The organism is Bacillus sp. WC2507 (assembly GCF_052656125.1).
The window spans coordinates 3,503,033-3,525,978 of the sequence record NZ_JBQXPN010000001.1 but is presented as its reverse complement, the minus strand read 5'-3'; the positions used below and the strand labels follow the sequence as shown (position 1 = coordinate 3,525,978).

At 34.4% G+C, this 22,946-nt stretch carries 20 protein-coding genes, 1 pseudogene and 3 other annotated features (1 of these 24 cut by a window edge); of the genes and pseudogenes, 14 read left to right on the top strand and 7 right to left on the bottom strand.

The features are described from left to right. Positions 1 to 15, top strand: a binding site (T-box leader); it begins 224 nt to the left of the window's first position. A gap of 56 nt (positions 16 to 71) precedes the next feature. Continuing rightward, positions 72 to 3,173, top strand: coding sequence for an isoleucine--tRNA ligase (gene ileS, locus ACUN28_RS18665; protein WP_016088092.1), 3,102 nt, complete (start codon positions 72 to 74; stop codon positions 3,171 to 3,173). Positions 3,174 to 3,224: 51 nt separating this feature from the next. On the opposite strand, the gene ACUN28_RS18660 is transcribed toward ileS, so the two are convergent. Beyond that, positions 3,225 to 4,310 (bottom strand): DUF418 domain-containing protein, encoded by a 1,086-nt coding sequence (locus tag ACUN28_RS18660; RefSeq protein WP_016088091.1) that lies wholly within the window; start codon positions 4,308 to 4,310, stop codon positions 3,225 to 3,227. 1 nt (position 4,311) lies between these two features. Then, complete coding sequence (locus ACUN28_RS18655) at positions 4,312 to 4,896, bottom strand: TetR/AcrR family transcriptional regulator (RefSeq protein ID WP_016088090.1); 585 nt, start codon at positions 4,894 to 4,896, stop codon at positions 4,312 to 4,314. 335 nt (positions 4,897 to 5,231) lie between these two features. On the opposite strand from ACUN28_RS18655, the gene ACUN28_RS18650 reads away from it, so the two are divergent. Continuing rightward, complete coding sequence (locus tag ACUN28_RS18650; RefSeq protein ID WP_016088089.1) at positions 5,232 to 6,743, top strand: M36 family metallopeptidase; 1,512 nt, start codon at positions 5,232 to 5,234, stop codon at positions 6,741 to 6,743. A gap of 103 nt (positions 6,744 to 6,846) precedes the next feature. Here ACUN28_RS18650 and ACUN28_RS18645 read toward each other — a convergent pair whose 3' ends face one another. Beyond that, positions 6,847 to 7,329 (bottom strand): hypothetical protein, encoded by a 483-nt coding sequence (locus tag ACUN28_RS18645; protein WP_016088088.1) that lies wholly within the window; start codon positions 7,327 to 7,329, stop codon positions 6,847 to 6,849. 82 nt (positions 7,330 to 7,411) lie between these two features. Between ACUN28_RS18645 and ACUN28_RS18640 the strand changes: the two genes are divergently transcribed. From ACUN28_RS18640 to ACUN28_RS18625, 4 genes are all read left to right on the top strand, one after another. Continuing rightward, entirely contained in the window at positions 7,412 to 8,779 is a 1,368-nt protein-coding gene (locus tag ACUN28_RS18640) for a UDP-N-acetylmuramoyl-tripeptide--D-alanyl-D-alanine ligase (RefSeq protein ID WP_016088087.1), read from the top strand. A gap of 67 nt (positions 8,780 to 8,846) precedes the next feature. Next, positions 8,847 to 9,058: a binding site (T-box leader), on the top strand. A gap of 105 nt (positions 9,059 to 9,163) precedes the next feature. Continuing rightward, a complete protein-coding gene (aspS, locus tag ACUN28_RS18635; RefSeq protein WP_016088086.1) occupies positions 9,164 to 10,462 on the top strand; it encodes an aspartate--tRNA(Asn) ligase in 1,299 nt (432 codons plus the stop codon). 171 nt (positions 10,463 to 10,633) lie between these two features. Beyond that, positions 10,634 to 10,882, top strand: a binding site (T-box leader). Between the two features lie 117 nt (positions 10,883 to 10,999). Continuing rightward, positions 11,000 to 12,340 (top strand): sodium-dependent transporter, encoded by a 1,341-nt coding sequence (locus ACUN28_RS18630; protein WP_016088085.1) that lies wholly within the window; start codon positions 11,000 to 11,002, stop codon positions 12,338 to 12,340. Positions 12,341 to 12,377: 37 nt separating this feature from the next. Continuing rightward, positions 12,378 to 13,292: an alpha/beta fold hydrolase gene (locus tag ACUN28_RS18625; protein ID WP_080118001.1), complete on the top strand. Its 915-nt coding sequence runs from the start codon at positions 12,378 to 12,380 to the stop codon at positions 13,290 to 13,292. Positions 13,293 to 13,331: 39 nt separating this feature from the next. On the opposite strand, the gene ACUN28_RS18620 is transcribed toward ACUN28_RS18625, so the two are convergent. Both ACUN28_RS18620 and ACUN28_RS18615 read right to left on the bottom strand, forming a co-directional pair. Further along, positions 13,332 to 13,907, bottom strand: coding sequence for a nucleotidyltransferase family protein (locus ACUN28_RS18620; RefSeq protein ID WP_016088083.1), 576 nt, complete (start codon positions 13,905 to 13,907; stop codon positions 13,332 to 13,334). A gap of 24 nt (positions 13,908 to 13,931) precedes the next feature. Beyond that, on the bottom strand, positions 13,932 to 14,729 hold the full coding sequence (locus ACUN28_RS18615; RefSeq protein WP_016088082.1) for a lipid II flippase Amj family protein: 798 nt from the start codon (positions 14,727 to 14,729) through the stop codon (positions 13,932 to 13,934). A 116-nt stretch (positions 14,730 to 14,845) separates the two neighbouring features. Here ACUN28_RS18615 and ACUN28_RS18610 point away from each other — a divergent pair. From ACUN28_RS18610 to ACUN28_RS18585, 6 genes and pseudogenes are all read left to right on the top strand, one after another. Further along, positions 14,846 to 14,959, top strand: a pseudogene (locus tag ACUN28_RS18610) (HAD family hydrolase); the annotation flags it as partial. Between the two features lie 209 nt (positions 14,960 to 15,168). After that, on the top strand, positions 15,169 to 16,608 hold the full coding sequence (locus tag ACUN28_RS18605; protein ID WP_016088081.1) for a GntP family permease: 1,440 nt from the start codon (positions 15,169 to 15,171) through the stop codon (positions 16,606 to 16,608). An 87-nt stretch (positions 16,609 to 16,695) separates the two neighbouring features. Then, entirely contained in the window at positions 16,696 to 17,898 is a 1,203-nt protein-coding gene (gene eutG, locus ACUN28_RS18600) for an alcohol dehydrogenase EutG (RefSeq protein WP_033659680.1), read from the top strand. A gap of 148 nt (positions 17,899 to 18,046) precedes the next feature. Continuing rightward, a complete protein-coding gene (locus tag ACUN28_RS18595; protein ID WP_016088079.1) occupies positions 18,047 to 18,745 on the top strand; it encodes an aspartate/glutamate racemase family protein in 699 nt (232 codons plus the stop codon). Between the two features lie 87 nt (positions 18,746 to 18,832). Continuing rightward, positions 18,833 to 19,306, top strand: a complete 474-nt coding sequence (locus ACUN28_RS18590; RefSeq protein WP_016088078.1) for an SAM-dependent methyltransferase — start codon at positions 18,833 to 18,835, stop codon at positions 19,304 to 19,306. Further along, the gene (locus ACUN28_RS18585) at positions 19,303 to 19,743 is read left to right on the top strand and encodes a GNAT family N-acetyltransferase (RefSeq protein WP_033659681.1); all 441 of its coding nucleotides are present in this window, start codon (positions 19,303 to 19,305) and stop codon (positions 19,741 to 19,743) included. The genes ACUN28_RS18590 and ACUN28_RS18585 overlap by 4 nt, the downstream gene beginning before the upstream one ends. Before the next feature lie 57 nt (positions 19,744 to 19,800). Here ACUN28_RS18585 and ACUN28_RS18580 read toward each other — a convergent pair whose 3' ends face one another. Further along, positions 19,801 to 20,328, bottom strand: coding sequence for an HAD-IIIA family hydrolase (locus ACUN28_RS18580; RefSeq protein WP_016088076.1), 528 nt, complete (start codon positions 20,326 to 20,328; stop codon positions 19,801 to 19,803). A gap of 29 nt (positions 20,329 to 20,357) precedes the next feature. Further along, a complete protein-coding gene (locus ACUN28_RS18575; protein ID WP_016088075.1) occupies positions 20,358 to 20,789 on the bottom strand; it encodes a GNAT family N-acetyltransferase in 432 nt (143 codons plus the stop codon). Positions 20,790 to 20,942: 153 nt separating this feature from the next. On the opposite strand from ACUN28_RS18575, the gene ACUN28_RS18570 reads away from it, so the two are divergent. Together ACUN28_RS18570 and ACUN28_RS18565 are read left to right on the top strand one after the other, a co-directional pair. Further along, positions 20,943 to 21,653, top strand: coding sequence for an ABC transporter ATP-binding protein (locus tag ACUN28_RS18570; RefSeq protein WP_016088074.1), 711 nt, complete (start codon positions 20,943 to 20,945; stop codon positions 21,651 to 21,653). Continuing rightward, positions 21,646 to 22,845 carry an ABC transporter permease gene (locus ACUN28_RS18565; RefSeq protein ID WP_016088073.1) on the top strand — a complete coding sequence of 400 codons (1,200 nt, stop codon included), beginning with the start codon at positions 21,646 to 21,648 and terminating at the stop codon, positions 22,843 to 22,845. The genes ACUN28_RS18570 and ACUN28_RS18565 overlap by 8 nt, the downstream gene beginning before the upstream one ends. Positions 22,846 to 22,946: the final 101 nt, after the last annotated feature.

The window sequence follows — 22,946 nt, the reverse complement described above, 5'->3', positions numbered from 1 at the left end:
AAGCCCGTCCCTACTTTATAGGGACGGGTTTTTTGTGTGCTTTTTTAAAAAATTCAAAGGAGTGATTGTACATGAAAAAAGTAGATGTAAAAGAGTCAGCTGTAGGGAGAGAAACACGTATTCGTAAGCAGTGGAACGAGCAAAGTATTTTCGAGCAATCAATTCAGAATCGAGAAGGCGCACAGTCTTTCGTATTTTATGAAGGACCACCAACGGCGAACGGTTTACCACACGTCGGGCATGCACTTGGACGGACAATTAAAGATGTAGTAGCAAGATATAAAACGATGGCTGGTTATAAAGTGTTAAGAAAAGCGGGATGGGATACACACGGTTTACCTGTAGAATTAGGTGTTGAGAAACAACTCGGTATTTCAGGTAAACATGAAATCGAAGAGTACGGCATTGAACCGTTTATTCAAAAGTGTAAAGAGAGTGTATTCACATATGAGAAGCAGTGGCGTGAATTCACTGAAAGCATCGGTTATTGGGTAGATATGGATGATCCATACGTTACGTTAGAGAATCCATATATCGAAAGTGTATGGCATATTTTAGGGACGATTCATGAAAAAGGACTATTGTATAAAGGGCACAGAGTTTCTCCATATTGCCCAAGCTGTCAAACATCTCTTAGTTCACACGAAGTTGCACAAGGGTATAAAACAGTAAAAGATTTAAGTGCAACAGTTAAATTTAAAGTGAAAGATAGTGAAAATGAATATTTCCTAGGTTGGACAACAACACCTTGGACACTTCCGGCAAATGTTGCGCTCGCTGTACATCCAAATTTGGAATACGTGAAAGCGAAACAAGAAGGTCATGTATACATTGTTGCGAAAGAACGTGTACAAGATGTATTAAAAGAAAACTATGAAGTACTATCTGTTCATAAAGGCGAAGAATTAGTAAAAACATCTTATACAGCACCATTTCCAATGAAAGAAGTTACAAATGGCTACCACGTTATCGCGGCAGATTTCGTAACGGCAGATAGTGGTACAGGACTCGTTCATATTGCTCCAGCATATGGGGAGGACGATTATAGAGTCGTTCAAAGTGAAGGATTGTCATTCTTACATGTTGTAGATGAAAAAGGTGAGTATACAGAAGCAGTACCATTTTTAAAAGGGAAATTTGTAAAAGATTGTGATGTGGATATCGTTCGTTATTTAGCGAAGGAAGGTTTACTATATCATAAAGAAAAGTATGAGCATAGCTACCCACATTGCTGGCGCTGTGATTCACCACTTCTTTATTATGCAGGAGAGAGTTGGTTAATCCGAACAACTGCAATTAAGGATACATTTTTACAAAATAACGATTCTGTTACTTGGTATCCAGATCATATGAAACATGGACGCTTTGGTAAGTTTTTAGAAAACATGGTGGACTGGAATATTAGCCGAAATAGATATTGGGGAACACCATTAAATGTATGGGAATGTGAAAGTTGTGATCATCAATTCGCACCGAAAAGCATTGCTGATTTAAGAAAGCATAGTACGAAAGAAACACCTGAAGATTTAGAATTGCATAAGCCGTATGTAGATGAAGTGCAAGTTTGTTGCGAAAAATGCGGAAGTACAATGAATCGTACACCAGAAGTGATTGATGTTTGGTTTGATAGTGGTTCCATGCCGTTTGCGCAATATCATTATCCATTTGAAAATAAAGAGTTATTTGAAGAACAGTTTCCAGCGGATGTTATTGCAGAAGGAATTGATCAAACACGCGGATGGTTTTATAGTTTATTAGCAGTATCAGCACTATATACAGGAAAAGTGCCTTATAAACGAGTGTTATCACTAGGGCATGTTCTAGATGAAGAAGGACAGAAGATGTCTAAAAGTAAAGGGAATGCACTAGATCCAGTTGATTTAGTAAATCAGTTTGGTGCAGATGCTTTAAGATGGGCGCTACTCGTTGACAGTGCTCCGTGGAATGCGAAGCGTTTTTCTGAAAGAACAGTACTGGAAGCAAAATCTAAATTTATAGATACATTAGTCAATGTGTATAGTTTCTACGTTTTATATGCAAATTTAGATGAGTATAAACCGAATGAAACATATGATGTAAAGCGGACGAAATTGGATGAATGGGTATTATCAAGGCTGCATAGCACAACGAAAAAAGTAAGAACAGCACTTGATGATTATCAATTTACGAATGCAGCTCGTGAAATCGCGGCGCTTGTAGATGAAGTAAGTAACTGGTACGTAAGGCGATCACGTAATCGTTTCTGGGAATCTGGTATGAATGCAGAAAAAGCAGCTGCGTATGAGACACTTCATGAAGTGCTTGTGACAATTAGTAAATTAATCGCACCATTTACACCGTTTGTCGCTGAAGATATTCATTTAAATTTAACTGGAAGTAGCGTTCATTTAGAGGATTATCCAGTTGTGAATGAATCACTACTTCAGCCGAAATTAGAAGCAGAAATGGATGCAGTTTTACAAGTTGTTGAACTTGGAAGAAGTAATCGTAATCAGCATTCTTTAAAAGTAAAACAGCCGTTAGCGGAACTTGTATTACTAGCACATAATGAGAATGATATGGATTGGGAATCGTATCGTGATATCGTCATGGATGAACTAAATGTCAAAGCGTTCCATGTTGAACTCGATGAAACGAAATATACGTCCTATCAATTAAAGCTGAACTTTAAAACAGCTGGGCCGAAGTTTGGTAAAAATGTGAATGCATTAAATGGCTGGCTAAAACAATTATCAAAAGAAGAAGTACAACACTTTGTATCTACAGAAAGAGCAGTTTACGAAGCTGCACCAGGAGAAGAAGTAGTGGTAACAGCTGAAGATGTATTAGTAGAGAAAGTTGCAAAATCAGGATTCTCTAATACGACTAACGGACAATATACAGTTATGTTAGATACGAATGTAACGGAAGAATTGTTACAAGAAGGAGTAGCGCGTGAATTCATTCGAGCGGTTCAAGAATATCGTAAGCAGTTGAATTTACCGGTTAATTTACGAGTAGATGTTATTCTTGATACAGAGGAAGAACTACAACGAACATTAACGAACCATAAAGATTTATTGGAAGAAAATTTACTCGTTAAGCAATTTACATTTGATCACTTAACGAATGAAGACGATGAACTATCTTTAGGTGAAGCGAAAGTTCGAATTAAATTAAGCGCGGCTCATTAAAGAAAAAAGGAAGTTGGAATGATTCCAACTTCCTTTTTGTATGATGGAAATTTATCCGGCTAATTTCCTCATAATCCATTCGATAGGTCCTCTAGAAAATTTCTTTCTCCATAATACGCTAAACAAAATACTGGAAATGAAAAATGCAGTAGCAAATAATAAAACGAATAGTAGTGATTGATGTTCCATTCTATTTAATAGAATTAATGTCCCAATACCGATAAATACATGACTGACATAATGAGTTAACGTTAATTGGCCTGTTTGTACAATGGAAGTGACAAACCAATTATTTCTATATTTTTCAGCGATGTTGAGGCAAATGATTAATGTAGCAATAGCGGATCCTGTAGCAGATAAAATATATAATACATTTGGTAAAATGGGTCCTGTATTAAACAAAAATGTGGCGGCTTCTTTGCCGATGTATGGAATAAAAAAGTGAGTAAGCCCTTTTGATAAAAGTTCTGACAATATTGTAATTGTAATACCCAGTAAGAGTAATCTTTCTTTAATTTTCTTATTATGAAGATCTAACCTGCCAATTATCATACCGATTAAGAAGAACGAGAACCAAGGAAAAATTGGGTGATACCCATTAAAGAATAAGTTGCGAAGAAAACCCTTTATTGTCCAGAAGTCTACATAGTTTATGAATGGAGTAGGTCCTCCCCAACCTTCGAAAGTATTGAAAGTAAGCTGAAGAGATTGTGCGATGAGTAGGATAATAATAGATAGCAATAGTAATAGTTTTTTGCGTACTGTAATGAGTAATGCAGCAATGAAAAGGTAAACACCGTAATAGTGTAATATATCCCCAGTCCACTCCATTACATATAGTAGTAATCCTAAAATAAATAAGAAAAGTGATCGTTTCCAGATGGTCTTTCGGCTATTAGAAATTTTTATTTGTTCATTGCTAGCAACGGCTGACCTAGTCATTAAAGTTATACCGATGCCTGCAAGTATAACAAACAAAGCAGAAGCTCTACCTTCAAAAAGTGACATGAAGGTTATTAAAAAAGGGGGACCATTTCCTTCTGCACCTGTTATTACCATGAAATTGACAAGTAGCATACCAAACATCGCCAAAGCTCTAGCAAAATCTAAGCCGATAATGCGCTTATTAGTATTCACTTCAATCCCTTCTTTCAAAAATGCTATTTACAGCTTCAATCCAAATTTGTTTATAATCTATCTTTGCGTCAATCATCATAAAATTCCCGATATTATCAAGCACTAATGCTAACATATGAGCTTTTGAAACTAAATTTTTATTTTCAATTAATTGAAGTTCATTTGCTTTTGTAAGGAGTACTTCAAATCCATGTAAATATTCTGTTTGCACAGTTAGTAATCGATCTTTGTACATATTGTTTCTGGAAGATAGTAATACATACTCTTGCAACACACGATTAAAATAAGGGTCGTTTCGCTGTTCATCAATTATTTTAAGACCAATTGCAGTGCATTTTTCAATAAAATTTGGTTTCGTAAATTCTTCTGTATGAAAATACGAAGAGAACTGCATAGCTTTACATAATTCTGTAAAAATACATTCAATTAAGGCATCTTTAGACTTAAAGTAGTAATATATAGATGGTTTTGCGATACCAACCTCCTCACCAATCATCGTATAAGTTGTTTTAGCAATACCGTACGTAGCAAAAAGGCGATAACTTGCTTCCATTATTGAAGAGAGTGTTTCTTCACTTTTACTCATATAGTTCCTCCTAAAAAAAGGTTATTAACATCGTATCATTCATAAGTGATTTTTTCAACCTACCGTTAGGTAAAAAACGGCCTATTTTTTTACACAGTAATATGAAAAGTTTCGGGGGGAAGGGAAGGAATGGATTTAGAAATTTCTTTCTAAAGTATTGTTTTTACTTTACACATAAATATTGAGAAAATTTCACTCACCCTAAATGGAAAGGTAATAGAATTGTTTATAGAGAATTACTCGTAGATTCAATTTTTATCCCCCCATTTTGTGGGGAATGATTGCCTAGTGGTAATGGGATAAGGTTGAGCTACTTTATTAGGGGGAGTGGTTCTATGTTTAATAAAAAAATGGTGGCAATGGCAATGACTGTGCCATTAGTAATGGGGACGATTTCTACGGTTTCGGCATTGGAAAAACAACAGCAAGTAAAGCTAGAAGCTTATTCACCGCAGAAAAAAGCAACTGAATATTTAAAAGAAAATGCTGCGCAGTATGGATTGAAAGCTGACCTCTCAGACTTGCAATATATTTCTACAACAGAAACGTCAGTAGCTTCATATGTTAGGTTCCAACAAGTTGTTAATGGTGCACCTGTATTTTCAAAACAAATAACAGTTACGCTTAACGGAGAGGGAAAGGGAGTACTCGCTGTTTCTGATTATCAGCCTGTTACAGGTGTGAAGGAAGTAACGACAAAAATTAGTGAAAAAGATGCAATACAAAAATCAATGGCGTATGTTGGAGAAGCAAGTGAGCAAAATTTATGGGCTCCTACAGATAAAGAGTTCGGATATATTGTTGAAGAAGGAATTGCTCGTCCAGTATATAAAGTTGTAGTCCATTCTAATAATCCATTTGGTGCATGGGAAACATTTATTGATGCAGAAAATGGAAAGTTAATTAAAAAGGTTGATATAAATCGAAAAGCTGAAGGATCAGGAAAAGTATTTTTACCTAACCCAGTCGTATCTAGTGGTAGTAAAGTTGGCCTAAAAGATAATAATGATGCAGATTCAACAGCTCTAACGAACCAATTGAAGACTGTTACGTTAAAAGGTTTAGATGGAACAGGATTTTTAATTGGAGAGTATGTAACGATTTCTTCAAAAGCAAAAACAAAATCTACAAACTTACAATTTAACTATACACGTGCAAATGATAGCTTTGAAGATGTTATGTCGTATTATCATATCGATACATTACAGCGTTACATTCAAGGGTTAGGTTTTAAAAATATTAATAACCGTTCGATAAAAGTGAATGTTAATGGTACAACTGATGATAACTCATTCTATTCTCCATCAACAAAAGCTTTAACTTTCGGTACTGGAGGTGTTGATGATGCAGAAGATGCTGGTATTATCGCACATGAGTATGGGCATTCGATTCAAGATAACCAAGTTCCTGGCTTTGGTAGTTCAGCAGAAGGTGGAGCGATGGGAGAAGGATTTGGCGACTTCTTAGGTGCTACATATGAAGATGCAGTATCGACTACTGGATATGGTAAAGCATGTGTTGGAGAATGGGATGCGACAGCTTATTCTAGTTCAGATCCAACATGCTTACGCCGATTAGATACGAATAAAGTATATCCGAAAGATATAACGAATGAAGTGCATGATGATGGTGAAATTTGGGCTCAAGGTCAATACGAAATGGCACAAGCTTTTGGACGTGATGTAGCAACGAAAATTATTTTACAATCACATTGGTCATTAACACCAAACTCTAAATTCCGTGATGGAGCAAAAGCAATTAAGCAAGCGGATGCTCTTTTATATGGAGGACAACATGCTGCTGATATCGATCGTATTTGGGCAGCAAGAGGAATTAGTACGAATTAATATAAAAAGTCGTGGCGTTTATAAGCCACGACTTTTTAATTTGCTTAAGAACTGGTACTAGTAAAGTAAGCTATATGAATGCTAATGTAAATTCATCCGCATTCTAGTTGTTTTTTTCGTCTTTAAAAACAAAATGCTCTTTAAATTTTCTAGACTCAACTTTTTGACCGTTTCTCATGGAGCGGAAAGGGTGTTCTTGCCAAGTAATGATTACATCAACCTCATTTGCTTTTGTAGAAACAGGGAAATTAGCATGTTTAAATCCGGTTTTCCCGCTTGCGAGACGACTTTCTTTTCGTGAAAAGAGTTCGTGTTTTGTTTTCGTATTTGGTTCATTACGAAAGACTTCGACTTGTACGTTATATACTTCACTGTTTCCAACATTTTTTACTGAAAATTGATATGTATTAAATTCATCTTTTTTAGCTTGAAGCATATTTTTATCATTGTTCTTCGGTTCATCAATATTCACTTTCCATTGATCAGAGTTTTGGGAGATCGGTAAAGCTTTTGGTGAGTAGGCGTACGTTTCATTCACTACAATTAGACATAACAAAAGAAGAAAGAAACTAATCGCTTTTTTCATATAAACACCTCGCTGTAAAATTTTTATTAATATGCGTAATTAAAATAGATAATATGTAATTAAATGGAAATAAGGTGATGCTTTGATTCAAATGAATTTGAAAAAACTTGAAGAAGTAGTAAATGGAGAAGGACTAAAAGAATCGTTTTATCATATAGAAATACATGGTGTCTGTATAGATTCCAAAAACATTAAAGAAGGAAATTTATTCGTTCCAATCATTAGGGTGAAAGATGGGCATGAGTATGTGAAAGAGGCAATGGATAATGGAGCTATCGCTTCCTTATGGAAAAAGTCTTACGGTACTCCGCCAAAAGGGATTCCAATTATATTTGTAGATGACACTTTGTTTGCTTTGCAACAATTGGCACAATTTTATCGAAGAGAGATAAATGTAAAAGTAATCGGTATTACAGGTAGTAATGGAAAGACAACAGTGAAAGATATAATAGGAGGCGTTTTAAGTTCAACTTATAGAGTGCATAAAACGAAGGGTAATTTAAACAGTCAAATTGGTTTACCACTAACGATTTTAGAAATGAAACAAGATACAGAGTTTTTAATACTTGAAATGGGAATGAGTGAAAAAGGACAAATTCGAAATCTATCACGAATAGCACAGCCAGATGTAGCGATCATTACAATGATTGGACAGTCTCATTTAGAAACGCTTGGATCTGGAGAAGAGATTGCGAAGGCTAAATTGGAAATTGTAGAAGGATTAAAAGACGATGGACTGTTTTTATATAATGGTGATGAGCCATTGCTTTCCCGAAATAATAATATGCTAGATATAAAATGTAAATCGTTTGGTGAAAAAGACACAAACGATTTGTATCCCAATAATGTACAATTAGATGAATATGGTGTTCACTTTAAATTAAATGGTTCAACAAAAGTGCAGTATGATGTTCCTTTACATGGAAAGCATAATATTTTAAATGCGATCATTGGAATAGCTGTAGGACGATTTTATAATGTCTCTACGGAAAAAATACAAGAATCGATGCAGCAAATAAATATTACTAATATGCGTTTTCAGTTTCTAACTGCTAAAACAGGTTTCACCATTATTAACGATGCATGGAATGCTAGTCCTTCTTCCATGAAGGCTGCAATTGAGACGTTAGTGAAATTAAATGCCTATGAGAAAAAAATTATAGTGATTGGGGATATGTTGGAGTTAGGGAAGAAAGCTGAAACATATCATAGAGAAATTGGTAAAATGTTAAATGAAGAGAGCATTCAATATGTATTTACGTATGGGGAGTTAGCTGAAACTGTAGTGGAAGAAGCAAGAAAGAACTATCATACAGGAAAAGTACAGTCATTTGATAATAAAGCCAAAATAGCAGAGGAAGTCTTAAAAGTTATAACAAAAAAGGATGTCGTATTATTAAAAGGCTCACGTGGAATGGCTTTAGAGGAGATTGTACAAAACTGGATGTGAAAAATTTAAATATATTTAAAAATTACTTGCATTTTATAAAGTGAAGAGATAGAATACTCTGTAAATATAAAAAGTGATGATCAGGAAAAGTACATGATGCAAAGGTCTACAGAGAGCAATCGGTTGCTGGGAAGATTGCGATACCGCATGATGGAAAGACACCTGTGAGTGTTGCTTTGAACGTGATAATTAGTAAAAGCAAACGGTACCTACCGTTATCAGGGCTAAGATGGTCATTATGACAATTTGGGTGGTACCGCGGAAAAATCCGTCCCTATTTATAGGGGCGGATTTTTGTATTCTTTGAAAGGAGGTGAGTGACCGTGGATGATGACGATGACAACAATAACGTAAATAAATATAAAATTACTGGAGGGAAATGTAATGAATTCAATAATGAAGCGTTCACTCACAAAAGAATGTACGGAGCAAAGCGGAAAGGTTGTATTACTTCAAGGGTGGGTAAAAAAGATTCGTCATCTAGGTAATGTTAGTTTTTTATTATTACGGGATAGAACAGGAGTAATTCAATGTGTATTAGAAAACGAGTTAGCTGGATATAAAGTAGATGTCGAAAGTGTCGTGCAAGTAGTTGGTGAAATTGTGGAGACTTCGAAAACAGAATTAGGGGTTGAAGTGCTTGCTCAAGAAGTGAAAATATTAAATGGCGCAGAACAACTTCCATTTGAAATAAATAAAAAGAAGTTACAAGTTGGCTTAGATCAACTACTGAATGAGCGGGTATTATCATTAAGGCATGAGAGAACCGCGGCGATATTTAAAGTGAAATCTACGCTCGTTCAGAGTTTTAGTGAATTTCTTATAGGAAACGATTTCACACGTATATTTACTCCGAAAATTGTTTCGCAAGGGGCAGAAGGAGGAGCGAATGTTTTTAAGCTTCCATACTTCCAAAAAGAAGCTTATTTAGCGCAATCACCACAGTTTTATAAACAAATGATGGTAGCTGGAGGGTTAGAACGTGTTTTTGAAGTTGCACCTGTTTACAGAGCGGAACATCATAATTCTTCTCGTCATTTAAATGAATATATATCGTTAGATGTAGAGCTTGGGTTTATTCGTGACTTTCATGAAGTGATGCAATTAGAAACGGATGTTTTACGATATATGTTTCAACAAGTAGCAAAAAACTGTGAAAAAGAACTACAACTATTACAAATAGAAGTACCTGACATTACTGAAATACCGAAAATCACATTGTTAGAGGCGCAAGAAATTTTGAAAAGTAAGTACCGGAAAGAGTCTCCAATTGGGGATTTAGATACAGAAGGTGAAAAGTTACTAGGGAAATATGTGAAGGAAACATATAATAGTGAATTTGTTTTCATTACACATTATCCGAAAGAAGCGAGACCGATGTATACGATGCCGAATAACGAGAATTCAGCAATTACTGATTCGTTCGACTTACTATATAAAGGATTAGAAATAACATCAGGGGCACAGCGAATTCATCATTATGATATGTTACTTGCCTCTTTTAAAGAAAAAGGATTACATCCAGATACATTTCAATCTTATTTAAATACATTCCGATATGGTTGTCCTCCGCATGGCGGTTTTGGAATTGGATTAGAGAGAGTTGTATACAAACTATTAGAATTAACAAATGTACGAGAGGCGAGTGCTTTTCCAAGGGACTGTACAAGACTTATCCCTTAATAATAGGGGGAGGAAATGTATCCGTTGTACTATTTGATATTACAACGGATTTTTATTTCTTCGTTAATATAATTCCGCACTTTCTCATCAAATTTTAATATATCCCTTGACAGTTACAAATATAACAGATATACTTCATATTAATTTCAAAAGAAAATATATTCTAAATATTAAAATGTGTTGAATAGGAGTAGTAAGGTCGTATATTTGTACAGAGAGCTATGGGTTGGTGTGACATAGTCAAATGACATCCTGAACTCGCCTAGGAGCAGTAAGGTGGAACGGAATCACATTCTTAGTAAATCTTAACGGTTAACCTTCGATATTAGGTTTGTAATCAAACGATTACTACTAAGGTGGATTCATAATGGAATCAATAAGGGTGGTACCGCGTTAAGTAAATGGCTTAGCGTCTCTTTATATAAAGAGATGCTGAGCCATTTTTTATTTTATAGAAAAAGAAATGGAGGGTTTATTTGGATTGGTTTATAAAATTTAATTATTTATATAAAATGATTTAATTAGGAGGAAAATAAGATGAAACAGACGGAGCAATGGACTTCGAAATTAGGTTTTATAATGGCTGCAGCAGGATCAGCAATTGGACTAGGTGCAATATGGAAGTTTCCTTATATCGCCGGGAAGAGCGGGGGAGGAGCATTCTTTTTAATCTTTATATTATTTACTGTATTAATTGGACTACCACTACTTATAGCTGAATTTATGATTGGACGCAGTACACAGAAACAAGCAGTTGGAGCATTTAAAAGTATCGCACCAAATTCAGGATGGCATTGGATTGGACGTCTTGGGGTTGGGACTTGTTTTATATTACTTTCATTTTATAGTGTTGTAGGTGGATGGGTACTAATTTATTTATTCAGAGGAGTAACTGGACAACTTATAACTCCGGGACAAAATTACGGTTCGTTATTTACTGAAACAATTGGAAATCCCGCTTGGGCGATTATGGGGCATTTCGCTTTTATGTTCATTACGATTTGGGTTGTATCAAAGGGTGTACAAAATGGAATTGAAAAAGCAAGTAAATATATGCTACCAGCATTGTTCGTTTTATTTGTTGCTCTTATTATTCGCTCGTTAACACTTGATAATGCAATGCAAGGTGTGAAGTTTTTCTTACAACCAGATTTCTCAAAGATTACTTCAGAAAGTATTTTGTTCGCAATGGGCCAATCATTCTTTGCGATTAGCATAGGAATTTCGATTATGGTTACGTATAGTTCGTATTTAAATAAAAAAGAAAGTTTACCAAAATCAGCAATAACAATTGTTGGATTGAATTTATTTGTTTCACTATTTGCAGGTCTTGCTATTTTTCCGGCCGTATTTTCATTAGGAATGGAGCCAACAGAAGGGCCTGGATTACTATTTATCGTATTACCATCAGTATTTAGTCAAATTCCATTCGGTGGGTTTTTCTTAACAGTATTTCTCGCACTATTTACATTTGCGACATTAACATCAGCATTTTCTCTATTAGAGACAGTTGTTTCAGCATTAGCAAATGGTGAACAAGAAAGAAGAACGAAATTATCATGGATGATCGGTTTCAGCATTTTCTTAGTGGGTATACCATCCGCACTATCATTTGGAGTATGGAGTGATATTACGATTTTTGGAAAAAATATTTTTGATGCAGTAGACTTTTTATCTAGTAATATATTAATGCCACTCGGAGCGCTATTTATTAGTATTTTCGTTTCATTCAAAATGGAAAAAAAGGTGCTAGAAGCAGAGTTTTTTGTAGGTGGAAATTATGGAAAGAAAGTATTTACTTGTTGGGCGTTTTTACTTCGATTTGTAGCGCCACTTGCAATAATCATCGTCTTTTTAAATGTAATAGGAATTATTTAATGTCAAATGTTATAATATTCAGTGAAAAAATGAGGTGATGATTATAAAGGCGAATTTGATAGAAGCAGGGAAATACATGAATATTAGAGGGAAAAAGCTATACGTTGAAACGCATGGAAATCCTAAAGATAAACCAGTCTTATTCTTGCATGGTGGACCGGGAGAAAGTTGCTATGATTTTTCATTTCATCAAGCGGAACGTTTAAAAGATTCTTTATATGTAATTATGATTGATCAAAGAGGTGTTTGTCGCTCAGAAGAAATTACTGAGGACGAAGCTTTTGGATTAAATGATTTGATTGAAGACTGTGAGGAACTAAAAAAAGTATTACACATTGAGAAGTGGTCTGTAATTGGACATTCTTTCGGTGGATATGTAGCATTGTTATATGCGTCGATATATCCAAGTTCAATACAGAGAATAATATTTGAAGGGCCAACTTTTGATTTTGCATTAACAAGTAAAGCTTTGTTACAAAAGACAGGGCATTTATTAAAAAAATATGGAAAAGAAGAAGTAGCAGAAGAGTCCCTTGCTTATTCTTCTAGCAATGCTAGTTCAGAAGAGTTGCTAGAAGCTTATATAAGACTAAGTGATAAATTAGAAGAAAAAAGAATGGAGATTTACAATTATAAGGAAGATGTGACAGACGATCGTTTATATAGTGATGAAGAGTGGGAAGTATTTTCAAATCGCTCTCAAATTCATTTTGATAGATTAAAATTAGAAGGAGCATTTCATACTTCATTTTTACCAAAAATAAAAGATGTACAAAATCCAATGTTATTAATTGTAGGAAAACATGATGCAGTAACGTGTGAAAAACAAATTGAAACATTTAATAAAGATGCTCAAAATGGGAAGTGTATCACATTCGAAGAGAGTGGCCATACACCACATTATGAGGAAGCTGATCGATTTGCTGAAACAGTCATTCATTTTTTGAACTAAAAAAGAAGGAGCGCTTCGTATAATGCGAAGCGCTCTATTTTAAATTTCTGGATGAGTGATTGTAATATTAGGCCATTTATCTTGCCAATTCTTTTTATTAACTCTATTTTTGTACATATGTATTCGTTCTTTCGATTCAAGAAAATGAGCTGTCGGTTTCACTTGTAATGAGAGCACATCTTCAATCCCGCATGGGGCCGTTAATATGACGTTGTTTAGTTCGTCAAGCGTAACTCCTAAAGCAGTTGCTGTTTCAGGAAATTTAGAAATAGCATCAACAGAAGAAGAATACGGTGGCATATTATTTACTACATGCATACGAGCTTGATTTTTTACCGACCAAGGGATAGTAGCATCAATATTTATTAATTTCGTTTCTAATGATTGTTCGTATATCTCGTCTTTATGTAGACTATCATAATAAATCACATCAACATCAGGCATAGCCGTTCTAGCTTCGTAATTATGTAAAGTATCCCAAATTTTAGAACGAACAAATCCGGCACAAATCCACCAATCAGGTAGTTCTAGTGATTTGGCCATTTGTAATACATTCATCATCCATTCGTCGTTTTCTATTAAGCGAACGATATCTTGCTCTGTTTGTATCTTCATTGATAAATCCACCTTTCTAGTAAATTAATGCATCAGTTCAATAATCCATAAAATCCAGTAAGCACCTGGTACGAACAACAGTTGTGCGAGTAAAGTACCGAGAAGTCTAGATATCATTAGCCAGCCATACATTTTACTCATAGATTCAGCGCCATTTTCTGATTGTAAAGCGCGTTCTGTCAAAAGTGCTATACGTGGATCGAGTAACACTGTTAATAAAATTGTAGCAAAACCATTCACAAGGCCAGAAGCTGTACTTGCATTTGTTGCGTAATCTGGATTTAGAAAAGAGGCATAAAGGGCAGAAAGAACCCCTGCTGTATAAATTGCAGTAGCAAACATGTTAATAAGCATAATACGCTTTGGGATACCACCAATGCGTAGTCTATGAATCATTTCTAACTTTGGAAACCGTACATATCTTTTTGTGTACTTTAATTTTTGAATGTTATTCGTTTTCATCATTCGAATGAAAGAACCGTCTGTTTCAAAGTTTTGAATGACGTATCCAAATAGTTTGGTCAAAGTTGGATATAGTAAAATCGCAAGTAATGTACCGATAGAAGCAGATAATAGTACAAGTCGTATAATATGCTCTAAATTAATAGAAGAATCTAATTTTGCTTCATCGACAATTCCACCGATTAAAAAGGCTTGTAGTAAGTTTGATGTTCTTGAAATAAGTAATACCATCCCTACAACAGATAAAGCAACGGCAATCTTTTTCAAACGAACTCCTGCTAATCGAATACTATAAGAACTTGTTTCGACTGCGTGAATTATAATTGTAAAGGCCATTATAAGAATTAACGTAATTGACATTTGTTTCACCAGTTTCTATTAAAATAATTATAACTTTTTTACTTTACCATATGTATCTTTTTTTGTAACTGAAAGTATGTGACATAGGAAAAGTAATTTTTCAGAAAAAAAGATAATTATATGGCTATGGTAGTGAAACGGAATTGACTGAAGTTGGTGCGACTCATATAGTAAAGGATGTAAAAGAACTACATCATTTTTGTTTAGAAAATAGTTTGATAAAGCAGTAAACATAGAGACTAAAAATCCCTTTATAACGTATGACGATGAAATCGTTTCTGTTTAAAGGGATTTTTCTTATGTAATCGAATATGTATAATTAGACATTTTTAGCATGAAAAATTTGTATGAATAAGAGGAGGGATGTCAGAATCAAAAGATTAGTAGTAGAAGTTTATCTATAAAAATTTGAATTTTCTGTTTAAAGGAGGGGGTATAATTGGAGCTAGTTATTATATTATTAGCACTTAGTTTACTTATGTTTGTAGCATATAGAGGGTTTTCTGTTATTTTATTTGCACCGATTTTTGCATTATTTGCAGTATTTTTGACAGAGCCTAGTTTTGTGTTACCTTTCTTTTCGAATATTTTTATGGAGAAAATGGTAGGTTTTATTAAACTATATTTTCCTGTGTTTTTACTTGGAGCAATATTTGGGAAAGTAGTAGAAATGTCAGGGATTGCAGACTCTATTGCAAAGACAATTATAGAGTTAGTTGGTGAAAAACGTACGATATTAGCGATTGTGTTAATGGGAGCTATTTTAACGTATAGTGGTGTTAGTGTGTATGTAGTAGTATTTGCTGTATATCCGTTCGCAGCTAAGTTGTTTCGACAAGCGAATATTCCAAAGCGTTTAATCCCTGGAACAATCGTTCTTGGAGCAGTAACGTTTACAATGGATGCGCTACCTGGATCACCACAAATTCAAAACGTAATACCTACAACATTTTTCAAAACGGACATTTATGCTGCACCAATACTTGGTATTGTAGGAGCAATTTTTGTACTTACGTTAGGGTTACTATATTTAGAGAGTAGACGTAAGAAGGCAAAAGAAGCAGGTGAAGGATATTTTGGTTTTAACGATGGGAATACTGAAATGGCAGCTTCTTTACAAGTAGAACAAAAAGATATGCCGTTACTTAAAAGTATTGAAATTACAAGAGCACAGCAAGTGATTGCTTTTATACCACTTATTTTAGTTGGTGTAATGAATAAAGTTTTTACTATTATGATACCGAAGTGGTATCCGAACGGTTTTGATTTTTCGGCCATTGGTATGAAGGCTTTTGGAAAAGTAGAATTAAGTGCAGTAGTTGGTATTTGGTCAGTAGAATTGGCACTTATTATAGGTATAGTAACAACGTTATTATTATATTGGAAACGAGTAGTAACAGGATTTCAAGCTGGGTTGAATACAAGTATTGGTGGAGCGCTACTTGCAACGATGAATACAGGAGCTGAGTTTGGATTCGGTGGTGTCATCGCAGCACTTCCAGGATTTGCGATTATGAGAGATGGCATCTCTGCCACATTCACAAATCCTCTAGTGAATGGAGCAGTCACGACGAATATTTTAGCCGGTATTACAGGCTCTGCATCAGGAGGAATGGGAATCGTTTTAAGTGCAATGGGAGATAAGTTTATTGCAGCAGCCAATCAATTTGATATTCCATTAGAAGTTATGCACCGTATCGTATCAATGGCATCAGGAGGAATGGATACATTACCACATAACGGGGCTATTATTACTATTCTTACAGTAACAGGATTAACACATAAACAGTCATATAAAGATATATTTGCTATTACAATTTTGAAAACGGTTGCTGTATTTTTAGTTATCGCATTCTATACAGTAACAGGAATTTATTAAAAATAGGAACTATATGAATCGTAAAGATTTATATAGTTGATATTTTATAAACTAAAACGTTAAGTAGGGTAAGAAGGGGTGGAGTACTTGCAAGAAGTTGCTGAGTTTCGTATGCCGAAGTCTGTATTATATGGAAGAAATTCGCTTGAAAAGCTGGGGGAACAATCCAAGAAGTGTGGAAAAAGAGCGTTCATAGTTACTGATACAATTATGGAGGATTTAGGATATGTTGAGAGGTGTATACAACAACTAAATGAGAAAGGTATTACTGTTATTACATATAATAAAGTAAATGCTGAGCCTACAAATATACACGTGTTAGAAGCGTTATCTCTTTGTAAAGAAGAAAAGTGTGATTTTATTATCGGTATTGGTGGTGGAAGTTGTATTGACGCTGCGAAAGCAGTTGCGGTGTTATATACAAATGGTGGAGAAGTGGAAGATTATGTCCAAAAGGATATGGAAATAGACAATGATCCGCTACCACTTATTGCAATTCCGACAACTTCTGGAACTGGATCAGAAGTTACAAGTGTAGCAGTAATTACGAATAAGCGAACAGATGTAAAAATGATGATGAAGCATCCAAGTTTTACCCCGCAACTAGCAATTATTGACCCAATTTTAACACGTTCGGTACCACCACATATTACAGCAGCAACAGGGATAGATGCATTATGTCATGCAGTTGAAGCATATATTTCTAAAGCTTCACAATCACTTACAGATGTACTTGCTCTTTCAGCAATTGAAAGTATTATGAAATATTTACGTATTGCATATGAAGATGGAGATAATATGGAGGCAAGAGAAGCGATGATGATTGCTTCCTTACAAGCTGGAATCGCGTTTTCAAATGCATCTGTTACGTTAGTTCATGGAATGTCAAGGCCAGTAGGAGCGTTATTTCATGTACCACATGGTATATCGAATGCAATACTATTACCTACAGTTTTAGAATATACAAAAGGTAGTGCAGTAAAAAGACTAGCAGACATAGGACGTTGTTTGAATGAAGATTTGTATTCCTATTGTGATGAAGAAGTAGCCGACTACACACTGGGAGAAATAAAAAAACTTTGTTTTGATCTTCGGATTCCAAATTTAAAAGAATATGGAATTGGTGAGGTTGAATTTGAAAAAGCTATTTCTAAAATGGCATCAGATGCAATTGAAAGTGGAAGTCCAGCAAATAATCCACGTGTGCCATCATATGATGAAATTAAACAGTTGTATCGAGAATGTTTTCATTATCAATATGAAGATTTTACAAAAACATTCAAAAAATAATTTCAGAATATTCTTATAAAATTTCCTTGGAAATAGTTAAAGCAGGACTTTACATTTATAAACGTAAAGTCTTGCTTTATTATGTATAATGTACATAATAAAATGTTGTGATTGGCTTGAAAAAATAGTATAAGGTTGGTGTTATTTAATGAAAACAATAGGTTTAATTGGTGGTATGAGTTGGGAATCAACTTCTGAATATTATCGAATCATAAATGAAGAAATAAAAGAGAGATTAGGAGGATTACATTCAGCAAAATGTATGATTCATAGTGTGGACTTTGAAGAGATTGAACGATTCCAGTCTAATGGGGATTGGAATGGAGCAGGAGAAGTATTAGGGAATGCGGCATATTCGTTACAGAGGGGCGGAGCAGATTTTATAATTATTTGCACAAATACAATGCATAAAGTAGTTGAGAAAATAAAGGAGAATATTCATATTCCAGTCTTACATATTGCTGATGCAACTGCGAAAGAGATTAAAAGGAAAGATATTCAAACGGTTGGTTTACTTGGAACAAAATATACAATGGAGCAAGATTTCTATAAGTTACGCATAGAGGAAAATCATATAGAAGTAATGGTTCCATCAAAAAAGGATAGGGATAAGATAAACGAAGTAATATATACAGAATTGTGTTTAGGAAAGATAACACCTCAATCTAGAGAATATTATAAAAGAGTTATAGAAGAGCTAGTACAAGAAGGGGCACAAGGAATTATATTAGGTTGTACAGAAATAGGATTATTAATAAAGCAGGAAGACGTATCAGTTCCGATATTCGACACAACTCATATACATGCAGTTGAAGCAGTTCATTTTGCTTTACAAAATAGATTATAATTATATTATGTAACCTAGTTCGCGTGTGTGGAAAACATTCAGAAAATATTTTATAATGTAAGTGGTTACATTTAAGGGGGAATGCGTATGTTTTCAGTTCAACCAATCGCATTTGTACATAATGAAAGAAAGGAAATAAAAGATGATGAGTGGGGAGATGTAAGATCCTATATTACTTTAACGGAAATGTATACAGAGGAAAGTATACAAGGGATTGAAGAATTTTCTCATATTGAAGTAGTTTTTTATTTTCACAAAGTAATTGATGAACAAATTCAATATGTTGCTAGACATCCTAGAAATAATCATGATTATCCTAAAGTAGGGATTTTTGCACAGCGTGGGAAAAACCGTCCGAATCGCATAGGAGCAACAATTGTAAAGGTAATCAAAAGAGAAGGAAAATCAATTATTGTTGAAGGGTTAGATGCTATTGATGGCACCCCTATATTGGATATAAAGCCGATAATGAAAGAATTTATGCCGAAAGAAGAAATTCTACAGCCTAAATGGGCAACGGATATAATGAGACAGTATTGGAAGGGGAATGGAGTAAAATGAGAATATATGAGGCAACAATTGCAGATTTAGATGGACTAGCATCAGTTTTTAATAACTATCGTATGTTTTATAGACAAGATTCTGATATAGAAGGAGCAAAAGTATTTTTGCGAAATCGAATGGAGAGAAAAGAATCCGTTATTTTCGTGGCAGTTGAAGACGGGGAATATATTGGATTCACACAATTATATCCATCATTTTCTTCTATTTCGATGAAAGAATTATGGATATTAAATGATCTGTTTGTACAAGCCACTAAGCGCGGAGCAGGAACAGGTAAAAAATTATTAGAAGCTGCTAAAGAATTTGCATTAGAAAATGGTGCAAAAGGTGTAAAATTACAAACGGAGATTGATAATTTATCAGCACAGCGATTATACGCTGAAAATGGTTATTTGAGAGATAATCGTTATTTCCATTATGAATTAACGTTTTAAAAAAATATAAGATTAAAAAAGACGTTTTCATTGTGAAAACGTCTTTTTTAATTTGTATTATAGTTGATTTAAAACCCAATTTGTAGCATCTTCAAAGTTTTCTGCAATGTAGTTTGGTTCAATATGTGCCCATTTGTCTCGGTACGTATGTAAAGCATCATATCCAGCGCCTGTTCGTACTAAAATCGTTGTTGCATTCACTTTTGCTCCTGCAACGATATCGGTCCAGCGATCACCAATTACAGCGCACTTTGTTAAATCAATCCCGTGTTTTTCAGCTGCTTGGAGCAGCATACCTGTACTTGGTTTACGGCATTCACAACCATCACCGTGTTTGTGAGGACATACGTAAATATCATCAAAGCCGAAACCTTTTAATTCTTGTGCAAAATCAGCTACAGTTGCTATCCCATCCGCGATACCTGGCTGATTTGTGAAAGAGAAAATTTTTATATTTCGAGATTTTAGTTTTTGCAGGGCTGCTTTTGTAAAAGGAAATAATGTAAAAGATCCGGGGTAATGTATTGTAGTGTCACCGCCAATTGTACCGTCACGATCAATAAAAATTGCTTCGATGTTTGTCATAGTTATAGTCCTTTCCATTAAAAAGTAGTTTAAAAATGTTTTACAAATCGATATCCATTTACTTCATATCCTAATTTTTTGTAAAAAGGATGTGCTTCTAATCTTTTTGTTCCACTGACTAGCCATGTGCCAATGCAATCATGTGTCTTTGCTAATTGCTCCGCATAATCCATTAACACTTGTCCAATGCCTTTCCTCCGTATTGTAGAATCAACACTAATAATTGAAATTTCTCCATAACGAGTTACATCTTCTAAATTTTCACGTATACGAAACCCAAGTAATCCAAATATAGTCTTTTCTTCCTCATAAACATATAAGAAATCAAACGGACTCATTTGTACGAATTGCAATCGGTTGTTCATATCTTCATAGGAAATAGAGGAACCCTTTAATTCTGATGTTAAAGAACAAAGTGCATCTATATCGCCTATCGTAGCTTCACGAATTTGAACAGACATATTATTCACTCCAATAAAATATAATCAAACATTAAATATTCTGTTAAAAAGTATTTATTCCTGCAACGAAAATAAATATTTTATAATGATATATAGATAGTTATATGTTATTCTTTTCCTTGATTGTATTGGAAATGGAAAGAAGGGGAATGTATGTTAGAAGTGAATATCCGCTCTGCCGGATATGATATAGGGGAAAAGACAATTCATGATATTGCCTTTTCAATTGAAAAAGGTGAATTAGTTGCACTTATTGGTGCGAATGGAGCTGGGAAGAGTACGACGATTAAAACGATGCTCGGTTTACTTGTAAATATAAATGGTGAAATATCATTCGGTGAAAAGAAAAATCCTTATGCATACGTGCCGGAACATCCGACATATTATGATTATTTGACGCTCTGGGAACATATTGAATTATTAATGGCTACTCGCGACAACGAAGTAGGAAGCTGGGAAAGGAAAGCGGAAGAGTTATTACATATATTTCGAATGGATAAACATAAACATGAGTATTTATCAAAGTTTTCAAAAGGTATGAAACAAAAATCGATGCTCATTTTGGCATTTTTAACTGAACCGGATTTTTATATCATTGATGAACCTTTTATCGGTTTAGATCCAGTAGCTACGAAAGAGTTTTTAAGTTATTTATATAAAGAAAAAGAACGCGGGGCAGGGATCTTACTTTGTACGCACGTATTAGATACAGCTGAAAGAATTTGTGAGAGATTTTTACTCATTTCACAAGGTACATTAGTCGCAGATGGACATTTAGAAGCAATCCAAACGTTAGCGGAAATGCCAGGGAGTTCATTATTAGACTGCTTTGATGTAATTGTAAGGCGTGAACAACATGATTAAACAACAATTTTATAAAAGATTGCGCCATGAACTGGGGCGTAAATGGAAGTCCATACGTTCTATAACGGATTGGACAGTTGCGCTATATATTATTATTCCGGCACTTATATTTATGGGGATTTATTATCGTTCACTATGGATGGAGGAACTATCGATAGGAGAGACAGTTTATTTCGGGTTAGGCCTACTCGCATTTTATGTGATTACATATGCAAGAGGAGTTCGCTCATTTTTTGAACAAGCGGATAGTTTATTTTTAATTTCGTATCCCGCTAACATGCAAAAGTTAATCCAGTATGGTATGACATATACGTTTATTCGAATAGCGATAACGAATGTAGTGGTAGTAGTTGCTATGTTACCAGTGTTGCTGAAAAGTATTGGAGTAACGATGGTACAAGTCGTATTATTTTGGCTATTCTTTACTGTATTTCGATTTATGTTGTCGTTATTAACGAGATTTATTCATGTACGTGTGGGGAAACGATGGCTACTATGGATTATAAAAAATGTAATGTTTTCTATAAGTCTATCCTTTTTTGGAGTGAGTCTATTTTTTATTTATAAAAATCCATTTTATTCTATACTATGTATCGGTCTAGCAGTTTTTCTAATTATCGTATTGATAAATGAAAAATTAAATTATAAAAATTGCTTTTTTAAAGAAGTTGAGAAAGAGAAAGAAGAAAGTATGCGCTGGACGAGTGGAATTATGCAAGTTGGTGGTCATGCGGCTAAACCGAGTAGTTCGAATAAAAAACCGTGGATGTTTCCGCGGTCTAAAAAGTTTTTAGGGAAGAAAAAGGATTCTCGTATTGTCGAATCCTTTTTAAAAGAATTTTTCCGTACAAGTAGTGCACGAATATTTTATATTCAAATTGTATGTATAAGCACTGTAAGTATTATTATGAGTCCGAGGTGGATTGCAGCTATTATTCTAGTATTTGCTTTAGTTGCAATTTCTCGTTATGCGCGCGATTATTGGAATGAATTTACGAAAAAAATGTTTCTTCATTTATATTGTGATGAAGGGAAATTACTATTGTTAAGATGGAAAGCAGATCGCTATTTATTATTTCCGGTACTACTTTTATATGGAATAGTTATATTTTCTCATTTTTATTTATTACCAGCTGTAATTGCCGGGATTATTTTTATAGTATGGATTGGTTGGATTGTATTTTTACCATAGAAAAAGAGCCGAAAAACTGCTCTTTTTCTAATCTGTCACACATTGATAAATAAAATATACTAAAACGAGTATGCTTGCGGCGGAATACATGAAATCTAAAG